9 protein-coding genes are annotated in these 12,709 nt (G+C 73.3%); 2 read left to right on the plus strand and 7 right to left on the minus strand.

Annotated elements, in window-relative coordinates:
- The 7 genes from LWC33_RS33445 to benA all read right to left on the minus strand — a co-directional run.
- A partial coding sequence (locus tag LWC33_RS33445; protein ID WP_233308719.1) for a hypothetical protein occupies positions 1–424 on the minus strand: 424 nt, incomplete at its 3' end.
- Between the two features lie 578 nt (positions 425–1,002).
- Complete coding sequence (locus LWC33_RS33450) at positions 1,003–1,806, minus strand: enoyl-CoA hydratase/isomerase family protein (protein WP_233308720.1); 804 nt, start codon at positions 1,804–1,806, stop codon at positions 1,003–1,005.
- A gap of 68 nt (positions 1,807–1,874) precedes the next feature.
- The gene (locus LWC33_RS33455; protein ID WP_233308721.1) at positions 1,875–2,825 is read right to left on the minus strand and encodes a cation diffusion facilitator family transporter; all 951 of its coding nucleotides are present in this window, start codon (positions 2,823–2,825) and stop codon (positions 1,875–1,877) included.
- A gap of 66 nt (positions 2,826–2,891) precedes the next feature.
- Positions 2,892–5,612, minus strand: coding sequence for an ATP-binding protein (locus LWC33_RS33460; protein WP_233308722.1), 2,721 nt, complete (start codon positions 5,610–5,612; stop codon positions 2,892–2,894).
- Between the two features lie 21 nt (positions 5,613–5,633).
- Positions 5,634–8,402 (minus strand): benzoate 1,2-dioxygenase electron transfer component BenC, encoded by a 2,769-nt coding sequence (benC, locus tag LWC33_RS33470; RefSeq protein WP_305080903.1) that lies wholly within the window; start codon positions 8,400–8,402, stop codon positions 5,634–5,636.
- Between the two features lie 11 nt (positions 8,403–8,413).
- The gene (benB, locus tag LWC33_RS33475; protein WP_233308727.1) at positions 8,414–8,887 is read right to left on the minus strand and encodes a benzoate 1,2-dioxygenase small subunit; all 474 of its coding nucleotides are present in this window, start codon (positions 8,885–8,887) and stop codon (positions 8,414–8,416) included.
- A gap of 32 nt (positions 8,888–8,919) precedes the next feature.
- Positions 8,920–10,287, minus strand: a complete 1,368-nt coding sequence (gene benA / locus LWC33_RS33480; protein WP_233308723.1) for a benzoate 1,2-dioxygenase large subunit — start codon at positions 10,285–10,287, stop codon at positions 8,920–8,922.
- Positions 10,288–10,520: 233 nt separating this feature from the next.
- Between benA and LWC33_RS33485 the strand changes: the two genes are divergently transcribed.
- Both LWC33_RS33485 and LWC33_RS33490 read left to right on the plus strand, forming a co-directional pair.
- A complete protein-coding gene (locus LWC33_RS33485; RefSeq protein ID WP_233308724.1) occupies positions 10,521–11,492 on the plus strand; it encodes a LysR substrate-binding domain-containing protein in 972 nt (323 codons plus the stop codon).
- Entirely contained in the window at positions 11,489–12,595 is a 1,107-nt protein-coding gene (locus LWC33_RS33490) for a mandelate racemase/muconate lactonizing enzyme family protein (protein ID WP_233308725.1), read from the plus strand. Before LWC33_RS33485 ends, LWC33_RS33490 begins: the two co-directional genes overlap by 4 nt.
- The last annotated feature ends 114 nt before the right edge of the window (positions 12,596–12,709 follow it).

Here is a 12,709-nt window from a genome sequence, read left to right on the forward strand (position 1 = left end):
CGGCCGGGAGCCCGACCAGGTGGCGTAGGAACACCGCGGCCTTCGGCCAGTCGATCTGTCCGCGCTCCAGCGCGGCCCAGACGGCGGGGAGTTCGACCACGAGCGCGACCGCTTCGTCGGTGCGCCCGTCGGCGGCGCGGCGGGTCCAGGCCAGCGCGGCCCGGATCTCGTCGGCCCAGTCCAGGTGCGGGTCGGGTAGCTCCGTGGCGGAGAAGGGCCGGTCCGGGTCGGCGTAGCCGACCGCGACCATGGCGCGCAGGAAGCGGGCGCGAGTGTGGCTGTCCTGGCGGTGCCAGGCTTCGAGCACGGTCAACCGGTCCCGGGCGGGGACCGCGGCCAGATCGATCCGGGCCAGCGCAGCGGCGAGTTCCGGGCCGGGCGGCAGCTCCGCCAGCCCGGCCGGAAGACACCCGGTCTGCTGCACGGATCGAACATATCTTCGACCTCCGACAATTTCCGGAGATCGCCGGTGAGGTCTGAGCGGCCCCTCCGCACGACCGTAGGCGCGATCGCGCGGAGGGAGCTAGTGCAGACCGGCGCGGCGACCTCCACGCCACCCCACGTCGCGGACCGCTAACCGGAGACGACGTCCGAGACCCTGCGGATCGAGGCTCCGGATGGACCTCCCGGCCGTCCCGCCGGAGCCGGCTCGACCCGCGTCCCGCCTGAGTAGCCAGGGCTCGGATGTGAGCCCTGTGGCCGCCGAGTGGCGGCCCTTGGGCGGCGGCTGTGAGCCGCGAACCAGCACCGGCGTCCCGGGTGAAGGCCGCCTACCCCAGTCCCGCGTCGGCCGTGTCAACCGCACCCGACACGGAGGCAATCCCACACCGCCCTTGTCCCGGACTGCCGACTCGGTGTCCCAGAACTGCCGACTCGGTGCCGGGAACTGCCGGTTCGCGGAAGAACGGGCCATCCGGCCGCCACTTCCGGCGGACCGGGCGCCCCGACTCAGTGCCCTCAGTGCCCTCAGTGCCCTCAGTGCCCTCAGTGCCCTCAGTGCCCTCAGTGCCGCTGGTACACCGGCGGCCGCTTCTCCAGGAAGGCGCGGGTGGCCTCGTCCCGGTCCTCGGTCAGGGCGGTGAGGATCTGCTGGCGGTTCTCGAACTCGACCGCGTTGACGAAGCTCGGGTTCTCCACCGACGCCCACATGCCCTGCTTGGTCAGCTCGATCGAGAAGGGCGGGTTGAGCATGATCTCGGCGGCCTCGGCGTAGGCGGCCTCGAGGAGCTCGTCGGGCTCGACCAGCTGTGTGACCAGGCCGATCCGGTAGGCCTCCTCCGCGGAGCAGCGCCGGCCGGTGAGCATCAGCTCGTGGGCCCGCCCGGTCCCGACGATGTGGGGGAGCAGCCAGGACAGGCCGATGTCGCACGCGGAGAAGCCGGCCCGGATGAACCCGACGGCGAAGAGCGCCGAGGTCGAGGCCATCCGGATGTCGCTGGCCAGGGCGAGGGCGAGCCCGCCGCCTGCGGCCGGGCCGTTGATCGCGGCGATCACCGGCTGGGAGAGCTGGTGCAGGGCGATCGCGAGGTGCGCGATCTCGCGCTGCCGGGTCAGCCCGTCGATCGGGTGCCGCTCCCGCGCGGGCGCGTGGGGCTGGTCGTCGTAGTGGTTGAGGTCGAGCCCGGCGCAGAAGCCGCGGCCGGCGCCGGTCAGGATCACCACCCGGCAGGTGCGGTCCGCGCCGATGTCGGCGAGCGCGGCGGTGAGCTTCGCGACGGTGTCGGCGTCGAGCGCGTTGAGCTGGTCGGGGCGGTTGAGCGTGAGCTGGACGACGCCCTCCCGCGGGCGGTCGATCTCCACCGGCATTCGGTCCTCCTCGCGGCCTGAACGAACGAACGTTAAACGACCGACCCGGCAGTCAGGAAGAGCGAACGTCAGGGCGTGGCGTCCCCCACCTGTCCACCGAGGTGCACCGGCCCGTGCGGGTCGGCGCAGTGGTCGTCGAGCGACTCGTCCTCGCAGTGATCGACCTGCAACGTCGTGTGCGACAGGCCGTGCTCCCCGCGCAGCACCGCCTCGATGGTCCGCTGCACGTCGTGGCAGTCGGCCTCGGGCCGGACGAGGACGTGCGCCGAGAGCGCCGCCTGCCCGGAGGTGATCTCCCAGACGTGCAGGTCGTGCACCTCGGCGACGCCCGCGATCCCGGCGAGCCGGGCGCCGAGCGCGTCGGGGTCGACGTCGCGCGGCGCGGCCTCGAGGAAGATCCGCCCGGACTCCCGCACCAGGCCCCAGCCCGCCTTGGTCATCAGCGCGGCGACGACCAGAGCGGCGATCGCGTCCGCCCGGTCGAAGCCGGTGAGCAGGACGACCAGCCCGGCGACGGCCGTCGCGACGAACGCGAAGAGGTCGTTGAGGATGTGCTGGAACGCGCCCTCGACGTTGAGGCTCGACCGGTCCGCGCGGCTAATGCACCAGGTCGCGGCCAGGTTGACGACGATCCCGACCAGCGCGGTGACCAGCACGAGCAGGCCCGCGACCTGCGGCGGTGAGATCAGCCGTTGGATGCCCTCGTAGACGAACCACACGGCGAGCAGCAGCAGCGTGATGCCGTTGGCCTGCGCCGAGAGGATCTCCGCGCGCAGCAGCCCGTAGGTGTAGCCGCCGCGGGCCGGGCGGGCGGCGAGCCGGATCGCGACGAGCGCGAGCACGAGCGAGGCGGCGTCGGTGAGCATGTGGGCGGAGTCGGAGATCAGGGCCAGCGACCCCGCCAGCAGGCCGACGACGAACTCGCCGACCATGAACGCCACGATCAGACCCAGCGCCAGGCCCAGCCAGCGGCGGTCGGTGCCGGCGCCCACGCCGTGCCCGTGCCCGTGCGCTCCCATGCGCGAACCGTAGGACCGCGCCTGCCGGTGCGGCAACGCCAGCGCAACCGCCCGCGACGACGCCCCTCAGCCCGTCGACCGCGGGAAGTGCGCGGCGAGCTCGGAACGCGACCGCACCCCGAGCTTGGCGTAGGTGCGGGTGAGGTGGAACTGGACGGTCTTGACCGACAGCAGCATCTCGGCGGCGACCTCCTTGTTGGTCATGCCGCCCGCCACCAGGCCCGCGACCGTCCGCTCCTGCTCGGTGAGGGCGTCGAGGTCGTTGTCGTGCAGCCGGGACCCGGGCCGGCCGGTCTTGAGCTCCCGGTCGCACCGCTCCACGTAGACCCGCGCGCCGAGCGCCGCGAAGCGCTGCCGGGCGGCGGCGAGGACCGCGCCCGCGTCCCGCCGCCGGCCCGCCCGCCGCAGGATCAGGCCGTGGGCGAAGTCGACGCGCGCCTTCTCGTAGGGCAGCGGGAGACCCTCGAGCCGGGCCCGGGCGGCGACGAACGCCTCCTCGGCCGCGGCCGTGTCGCCCCGCGCGCCGAGCAGCCGGGCGCGGACGTAGCCGAGCCGGGCCGCCGCGGACCGGTGCCCCCGCCGTCGGACGAGCTCCTCGAGCGGCCGGAGGAACTCGTCGGCCTCGCCGAGCCGGTCGGTGACGACGAGGGCGTTGGCGTAGAGGTCGTGCCAGGCCCAGAAGCCCGGTTCGTCGAGTCCGCCGCGCGGCATGCGGGTGGCGAGCGGGGCGAGGTGCCGGACGACGGCGTCGTAGTCCGAGGCTGCCTCGGCCACGTGCGCGCGGGCCAGCAGGGCGGGCACGGTCATCACGACGTAGTCGTGCTCCGCGGCCGTGCCCAGCTCGACGTGCCGCGCCGCCTCCTCCGCGTCGCCGCGCAGCGCGTGGATCTGTGCCGCGGTCCAGTGCACGAGCGGCCGCAGCAGCTCCAGGTCGGTGGCGCCCAGCAGCAGCCGGGCCTGGTCGACGTTCTGCAGCGCCCCGGACCAGTCGCCGAGCGCGAACCGGGTGCGGGCCAGCCAGCACAGCGCCCAGAGCAGGATCCGGTTCGACCCACCCTGCCGGACGCCCGCGACCGCGTACTCCAGCTCGCGGCGGGCGGCCTCCGGCTCGTCCTGGGCCAGCAGCAGCCAGCCGAGCCCCATCCGCGCCCGCTGGTGCTGCGGGCCGGCCGGGCTCTCCCGGGTCGCCGCCCGGTACGCCGCGAAGGCCTCCTCGATCTCGCCCTGGGCGGCGTACCCGAGTCCGACGATCGCGCGCGTCTCCACCGCTGCCGGCGCGCCGGGCTCGGCGTGCTCGAGCGCCCGCCCGGCCCATCGGACCAGCTGCGCGCCGTCCCAGTCGGCGAGCGCGTGCAGCACGTGCCGATGGCAGATCCGCCCCGCGGTGGCCCGGTCCGCCCCGCGGCTGCGCCACGCGCTGTCGAGGTAGGAGGCGGCCTCGGCGCGGCGGCCGCGTTGGATCGCGACGTAGGCCAGCACCGCGTCGCGCCGCGCCCCGGGGGGCAGGGCCTCGACGTCGGACAGCGCGTCGACGGCCTGTCCGAGCAGCCCCGCCCCGGTGAGCGCGTCGACGGCCTGGAGCAGCCGGTCCTCCCGGTCGGCGCGGCTCGGGCTGATGCGGCTGGCGTCGATCAGTGCCCCGGCGACGACCGCCCATGCGCCCTCGTCGGCCTTGCGGCGGGCGAGGTCGAGCAGCTCGTCGGCCAGGGCGGCGTCGGGCAGGGGGGTGGCCTCGACCCGGTGCCGGAGGCGTTCGGTCTCGTCACGGACGACGTCCGCGGCGCGCCGGTGCAGGTCGTGCCGACGGGCGGGGGCGAGGCCGGCGTGCACGGCGCCGCGCACGAAGCGCCCGGGGAAGGTCAGGGTGTCGAGCCCGTGGCCGGCCGCGGGGGAGAGGAGCCCGGCGGCGCAGGCCTCGTCGAGCGCCGCGATGGGATCGGCGACACCGCCCAGCTCGGCGGCCTCGGCGAGGATCGGCGTGTTGCCGAGGACGGCCGCGGCCTCGACGAGCGCGCGGGCCGGCGGGGTCGCGGCGTCGAGGGCGGCCTCGACCCGCTGCCGCACGGAGGTGGGGGCGGGCAGCCGGGTCTGCCAGTCCGACCAGCGCAGCGGCGGGCTGTCCCGCAGGATCTCCCGCAGGTACCGGGCCACCCCGCCGGTGTGTTCGCACAGCCGCCGCGCCACCGGGACGGGCAGGTCGATGCCCGCGGCGCGGGCGGCGAGCAGTCGGGTCTGCTCGGGGGTCAACGGCGCCACCCGGACCCGCCGGCCGGGCAGCCGGTCGAGGACGTCCCGGGTGTCGGGGTGGGCCGGGGTGTCCGGCCCGGTCCGGGTCGCGAGCACGACGAGCAGGCACCCCTCGTCGACCCGGGCGAGGGCCGAGGCGATCGCCTGCAGCGAGGCGGGGTCGGCGGCGTGCGCGTCGTCGACCACCACGGCGAGCGGCGCCTCGGCGGCGCGCGCCCGCCAGCACTCGGCCAGCGCCTCGCCCCAGGCCCCGGGGTCGACGGGCCCGGTGCACCGGAGCGCGTCGAGCCGGCGGACCAGCGCACCGGGCCGCGCCGCCTCCCAGGCCAGGCCCTCGGCCCGCACGGTCGGGAGGTCGGGATGACGGGCGAGGAACCGGCGCAGCAGCGTCGTCTTGCCGACGCCGGGCACGCCCTCCAGGACGACGACCGCCGGGCGGCCGGAGGCGGCATCGGCGAGCGCCACGTCGAGTTGCGCGGACTCCGCGTCCTGCCCGACGACGTGCGCCCCGCCGGCCTCGCCGCCGGCCCCCGTGCTCATGCGGTCACCGTAGAAGGCGCCTCACCCCAGGTCGCCGCCGGCGACCGGGAGCACCGACCCGGTGATGTACGACGCCTCGTCCGACGCCAGGAACAGGATCGCCGCGGCCTGCTCGTCGAGCGTGCCGTAGCGGCCCAGGAACGACGAGCCGAGCGTCTGGTCGATGTGCGCCTGGAACCAGGCCTTCTCCTGCTCCGTCCGGGCCTCCGGGGTGCCCCGGGAGATCCGGCGCGGCGGCGCCTCCGTGCCGCCCGGCGCAGTCCCGACGACCCGCACACCCTTGTCCGCGTACTCGAACGCGAGCGACGCCGTGAGCGCGTTGATCCCGCCCTTGGCCGCCGAGTACGGGATCCGATGGATCCCGCGGGTGGCCGCCGACGAGACGTTGACGATCACCCCGCCGCCGCGCTCCACCATGGACGGCAGCACCGCCCGGCAGCAGTAGAGCGTCGGCATCAGCGACCGGCGGATCTCCGCGGCGATCTCGACCTCGGTGAACTCGGTGAACGGCTTGAAGCTGATCGCGCCGCCGACGTTGTTGACCAGCACGTCGACCTGCCCCTGCCAGGCCCCGGCCTCGCGCAGCGCGGCCTCGGCGGAGGCGTAGTCCTCCAGGTCGGCCTCCAGCGCGAGGGCCTTGGCGCCGTCGGCGAGCAGGCCCTCGGCGACCTCGTGCACCAGCGGGGACCGGTCGAGCAGCACCAGCTGCCCGCCCTCGGCGGCGGCGCGCTCGGCGACCGTCCGCCCGATGCCCTGCGCCGCCCCGGTGACCACGACGACCTTGCGGTCGAACCGTCCCGGCGTCACGAAACGGGGCCGGCGGGCGGCGGCGTTGTCGGCCATGGCCCGCCGCGTCGTCTCCTTGGACCGGTCGGCGTGCTCGCCGAACAGCCGGCGGGCACGCTCCCGGTCCCCGGCCGCGACCGCGTCGACGATGTCGAGGTGGTCCTGGGTGCAGCGCGGGTGGCACCAGGTGGCGGTGCGCAGCGACTGCTCCATGTGCCCCTTGACCCCGAGCGCGGTGTAGGCCTGGGAGAGGTGCTCGTTGCCGGTGAGCGTGAACAGGTAGTCGTGGAAGGCCGCGTTGGTCTCGGTGTAGGCGGCGGGGTCGACGAACCGGTCGCCCTCGACGTACGGCAGCGTTGCCTCGGCCAGCAGCCGGTACCCGGTGACCTGCTGCGAGGTCAGCCGCCCGACGACGAGCTCGAGCGCGCCGAGCTCCAGGGCGCGGCGGGCGTCGAAGATCGCGTCGGACTCGTGGACCGACGGGTGCTCCTCGCCGATCTCGTACCCGTCCTCACCGACGGCGGCGGGCTGGAGGAACGCGGGCGCCGGCGCGGGCCCGTACAGCGCCGCGAGGTCGGCGGCCGGGAAGATCTCCTGGCCGGCCATCCCCCGGTCGCCGGCGACGATCAGGGAGTCGTCCGGGTCGAGCGCGCGCTGCTCGCCGTCGAGCAGGTCGACCGCGAACAGCTCCTGTCCACAGACGTTGCGGCCCTGGTCGGTGGAGACCTCGGGACGGGACGTCAGGGTCTCCGGCTCGCCGAAGCGCGGCAGCTCCTGACCGACGACCGCGCGCCCCTCCGCGACGAGGACGAGCAACCCGTCGCCGTCCTCGACCGGCGTGGCGACCGCGACGGCGGCGCTCCTCGTCGCCTCCTCGGTGATCTCGTCCACCTCGGTGCCCTCGGTGGCGCGCTCCTCCCCGGCCTCCGCGGCGACCGGCTCGGCGGCCTTCGCGGCCCCGGCCGCTGCGGCAAGGGCGAACTTCTCGTAGTAGAACCCGCCGGGCTGGATGCCCTGCTCGGTGAAGTGCCCACGGACGGCGTCGACCATCGCGGGCGGCCCGCACAGGTAGACGGCCGTGGCGCCGTCGTGCAGGTGCTCCGGCTCGATCAGCGCGGTGACATAGCCCTGGTTCTTCGCCGTGGTGTTCTTGTCCGCGACGCAGTAGTCCCAGGTCAGGTTCGGGATCGACGCGGCGAGGCGCTCGATGGTGTCGAGCTCGACGACGTCGTCGTCGGTGGTGGCGCCGTAGAGCAGGTGCATCGGCCGCTCGCTGCCGAGCGTCTCGAGGGTGCGCAGGATCGACAGGATCGGGGCGAGCCCGGTCCCACCGGCCAGCAGCAGCAGCGGCGCGTCGGACTCGCTGCCAGGAGAGGTGTCGCGGAGGAAGAAGCTGCCGTGCGGGCCGGTGAAGGAGATGTCGTCGCCGACCGTGGCCCGCTCGTCCAGGTACGTCGACATGACGCCCCCATCGGTCAGCTTGACCAGGAAGGTGAGCGAGTCCTCGGTGGGCCCGTTGCTGAACGAGTAGGAGCGGGACTCGTCCGTCCCGGGGACCGCGATGTTGACGTACTGGCCGGGCAGGAACGCCAGCTCGTCCCGGTCACTGATCTCGACCGTGACCGCCACCGTGGTGGGGGAGAGCCGGTCGAGCCCGGTGATGGTGCCGCGGTGGGTGGCCGCCTTGGTCTTGGCCACCGCCGAGGTGGACGCGATCTGCAGCACCAGATCGGACTTCGGCGTCATCTGGCAGGTCAGGACGTAGCCCTGCTCCTCCTCCTCGGGGGAGAGGGCGTCCTCCAGATAGCTCCCGCGGTCGAACTCGCCGGACTCGCAGAACGCCTTGCAGGTGCCGCAGACGCCGTCGCGGCAGTCCATCGGGATGTTGATCCGGGCCCGGTACGACGCGTCGGTGACCGCCTGGTCCTCGGCGCAGTCGATGAAGCGGGTGACGCCGTCCTCGAAGGTGAGGGCGACCCGGTGGGTGCTCGCGGGAGCACTCATGGTGCCCCTCCTCAGAAGTGGTAGACGTCGACCACGTGGTGGATGTAGTCGTTCTTCAGCACCACGGTCTTGCGGCGGATGAGCGGAGCCTCGCCGGAGAAGTCGATCGTGTAGAACGACGTGCCGTAGTACGGGTCCACCGTCTTGTACCGGAAGTACATGGTGTGCCAGTTGAAGCGCACGTCCACCAGGTCGCCGCGGCGCTCGATCACCTCGACGTTGCTGATGTTGTGGCTGGTCCGCGGCTCGGGCAGCGAGGTGGCGCTGGAGCGCTCGGTGCGGATCCGGAAGACCCGGTCCTCGAGCCCGCCCTTGTTGTCGTAGTAGACGAGCGAGATGTCGCGCTGCGGGTCCTCGGTGAGCTTGTCGTCGTCGCCCCAGGAGGGCATCCAGTAGACGACGTCGTCGGCGTAGCACTCGAGCCACTTCTCGAACTGGCGGTCGTCGAGGTAGCGGGCCTCGCGGTAGAGGAACTGCTCGATCATGTTCTGGGTGATCACTCGGGGCTCCACAGTGGTCACGCCTGCTCCTCCTTCTCGAGGGCGGCGAGCATGGTCTGCCGCCAGTAGCCGTGCTGGACGGGGTAGAGGCCCTCGTCCTCGTTGCGCTGCCCGGCGGAGACCACGCCGTCCATCCCGAGGGACTGCGCGACCTCGTCCGGACCGGTGAGCCAGTGCTCCGCGCCGCGGCTCATGTCGTTCCACGGGGCCGCGGTGGCCCGGAAGGTGAGCTGGCAGGAGCGGAACTCCTCCAGATCGTCGGGGGTGGCCATGCCGGAGGCGTTGAAGAAGTCCTCGTACTGGCGGATCCGGTGGGCGCGTGCCTGGGCGCTCTCCCCCTTGGGGGCGATGCAGTAGATGGTGACCTCGGTCTTGTCCGGCGCGATCGGCCGGAAGTGCCGGATCTGCGTGGAGAACTGGTCCATCAGGTAGACGTTCGGGTAGAGGCAGAGATTGCGGCTGCCCTTGACCATGAACTCGCCCTTGGCGTCGCCGAACTGCTCCTTGAGCTCGTCCATGCGGTTCCACAGCGGACGGTCCTGCGGGTTAGCGGCCCAGGTCCACAGGCACAGGTGGCCGTTGGGGTAGGACCAGTAGCCGCCGCCGGACTTGCCCCAGCCGCCGGCGTCGAGCGCCTTGGTGGAGTTCGCCGACTCGCCGGTGCCGCGCCGGGAGGTGGTGGCGGCGTAGTTCCAGTGCGTGGCCGAGACGTGGTAGCCGTCGGCGCCGTTCTCCGCCTGGACCTTCCAGTTGCCGTCGTAGGTGTAGGTGGAGCTGCCGCGCAGCACCTCCAGTCCCTCCGGCGACTGGTCGACGAGCATGTCGATGACCTTCACGGTGTCGCCGAGGTGCTCGGACAGCGGCACGACGTCGGCGTTGACGCTGCCGAAGAGGAAGCCGCGGTAGGAGTCGAAGCGGGCCACGCGGGTGAGGTCGTGCGAGCCGTCGACGTCGAACGTGTCCGGGTAGCCGGCGCCGTCGGGGTCCTTGACCTTGAGGAGCTTGCCGTCGTTGCGGAAGGTCCAGCCGTGGAACGGGCAGGTCAGGGTCATCCGGTTGTCGGTCTTGCGACGGCAGAGCATCGCGCCGCGGTGCGCGCAGGCGTTGATCAGGCAGTGCAGCGCGCCGTCCTTGCCGCGGGTGATGACCACGGGCTGGCGGCCGATGTACGTCGTGAAGTAGTCGCCGGGGTTCGGGACCTGGCTCTCGTGGGCCAGGTAGACCCAGTTCCCCTCGAAGATGTGCCGCATCTCCAGCTCGAAGATCTCCTCGTCGGTGAAGATGCGGCGGTTGGCGCGGTAGATCCCGGCGGCGGGATCCTCGACGACGGCGCTGTCGACGACGGCGCGCACCCGGGAGTGGGACACGTCGGCGGTGGCGGTCATGGGCAGGGCCTCCCGGTCGAGTCGGCGGTGAGTCGAGTTCGGTACCGGTGTGACTGTCGCCGGGGAGCGGAGCGCTCCGCGTCAGCATTCTGCCTAGTTCTGACCCAGCACTTTTCCAGATGCCAGATGTCTCAATGAAGCTGTACTAGGTCTTTGTGTGTGCTGGTCGCCGGTCCTACCGTGGAGGCCCGGCACCGGAGAGCCCGGGCGGGACCCGACGGAGGGAGAGCGGCATGGAGATCCGCCAGCTGCGCTACTTCGTCACGGTCGCCGAGACCCGGCACTTCGGTCAGGCCGCCGAGCGGCTGCACATGGCGCAGTCCCCGCTCTCGCAGGCCATCCGCCAGCTCGAGGCGCAGGTCGGCGCCACGCTGTTCAACCGCACCACCCGCCGGGTCGACCTCACCCCCGCCGGCGAGGCCTTCCTGCGCGACGCCCTGCGGATCCTCGACTCGGTCGAGGCGGCCAGGGAACGCGTCCAGCGCATCGGCGACGGGCACAGCGGCCTGCTCCGCATCGGCTGCACAGGCCTCGCGGCCTACAAGCAGCTGCCGCAGCTGGCCCGCATCGCCGCCCGCGAGCTCCCCGGGCTGATCCTGCGCTACGTCCCCGACCTGCTCACCCCCGGGCAGGAGGAGGCGCTCGCGGAGGACCGCATCGACCTCGCCGTCCTGCGCCCGCCGCTGCGCCGCCCGGGCCTGGCGTCCCGGCCCGTCGCCCGCGAGCGGCTCACGCTCGCCGTGCCGGCGCGCCACCGGCTGGCCGGCGACGAGCCGGTCGCCCTGCACGAGCTGCGCGACGAGGACTTCGTCGTCTACGGCGCCCGGGACTCGGTCGTCGGCGCGGCCGTGACCCAGGCCTGCCTCGGCGCCGGGTTCCTGCCGCGGCGCGCCCACGAGGTCGCCGAGACCTCGGTCATGCTCACCCTCGTCGCCGCCGGGCTCGGTGTCGCGCTGCTGCCCGAGTCCGCGCTCGCCCTGCGCGTCGAGGGCGTGCGCTACGTGCCGATCGCCGACGGTGCCGACAGTGCCGACGGCGCCGACGCACCCCACGTCGACCTCGCGCTCGCCTGGCGGGCCGACGAGGTGAACCCCGCTCTCGCGCGGCTGGTGGAGGTCCTGGAGGCCAACGGCTTCGTGCCGCCCGAGCCGCCGGCCGTCCCGCACCCCGACCGCGTGCCCGCACACCCCGGAGAGGCCCGATGAAGATCGCGCACGTCGAGGCGATCCCCTTCGCGATCCCGTACCGCAAACCGCTGCGCTTCGCCTCCGGCGAGGTGCACACCGCCGAGCACGTGCTGGTGCGGGTGCACACCGACGACGGCGTGGTCGGGGTGGCGGAGGCGCCGCCGCGCCCGTTCACCTACGGGGAGACGCAGCAGTCGATCGTCGCGGTGATCGACCGGATCTTCGCCCCGGAGGTGGTGGGGCTGTCGCTGCTCGAGCGCGAGGTGATGCACGCGCGGCTGGACCGCACCGTGGGCAACCCGACGGCCAAGGCGGCGCTGGACATGGCCTGCTGGGACGCGCTGGGCAAGACCCTGGACCTGCCGGTCACCCAGATGCTGGGCGGGTTCACCGACCGGATGCGGGTCTCGCACATGGTCGGCTTCGCCCCCGACGAGGTGATGGTCGCCGACGCCGAGCGGATGCGCGACACCTACGGGATCACCGTGTTCAAGGTGAAGGTGGGCCGGCGGCCCGTCTCCCTCGACGTCGGCGCCTGCCGGGCGCTGCGCGCGGCCCTGGGCCCCGACGTCGAGCTCTACGTCGACGGCAACCGGGGCTGGACGCCGTCGGAGGCCGCCCGCGCCCTGCGCGCCATGGACGACCTGGACCTCACCCTGTCCGAGGAGCTCTGCCCCGCCGACGACGTGCTGGGCCGCCGCTGGCTGACCGCCCAGACCACGATCCCGACCGTGGCCGACGAGAGCGCCACGACCCCCGGCGAGGTCACCCGCGAGCTGCTCGGCGGCTCCGCGACGATGATCAGCATCAAGACCGCCCGGACCGGGTTCCACACCTCGCAGCGCATCCTCCACCAGTGCGAGGGGATGGGCGTCGAGGTCGTGATGGGCAACCAGATCGACGGCCAGGTCGGCACCGCGTGCACCGTCGCCTTCGGGGCCGCGCACCGGCACAGCTCCCGCCGGGCGGGGGAGCTGTCGAACTTCCTGGACATGAGCGACGACCTGCTCACCGAGCCGCTGCAGATCCGCGGCGGCGAGCTGGCCGTGCGTCCGGGACCGGGCCTCGGGATCGAGATCGACCCCGAGAAGCTCGCGCACTACCGCACCGACCGGTCCTGAAGACCCGATCTTCGGCGACCGCTCTTCTTCCGAACCGCACCGACGCGTCAGGAGACATGACCATGACATCCACCGAGATCAACCCCACGGCCGCCGGGTCGGGGCGCAACGCCA

The sequence above is a fragment of the Pseudonocardia terrae genome, from assembly GCF_021343995.1.
GTDB classification, from domain to species: domain Bacteria; phylum Actinomycetota; class Actinomycetes; order Mycobacteriales; family Pseudonocardiaceae; genus Pseudonocardia; species Pseudonocardia terrae.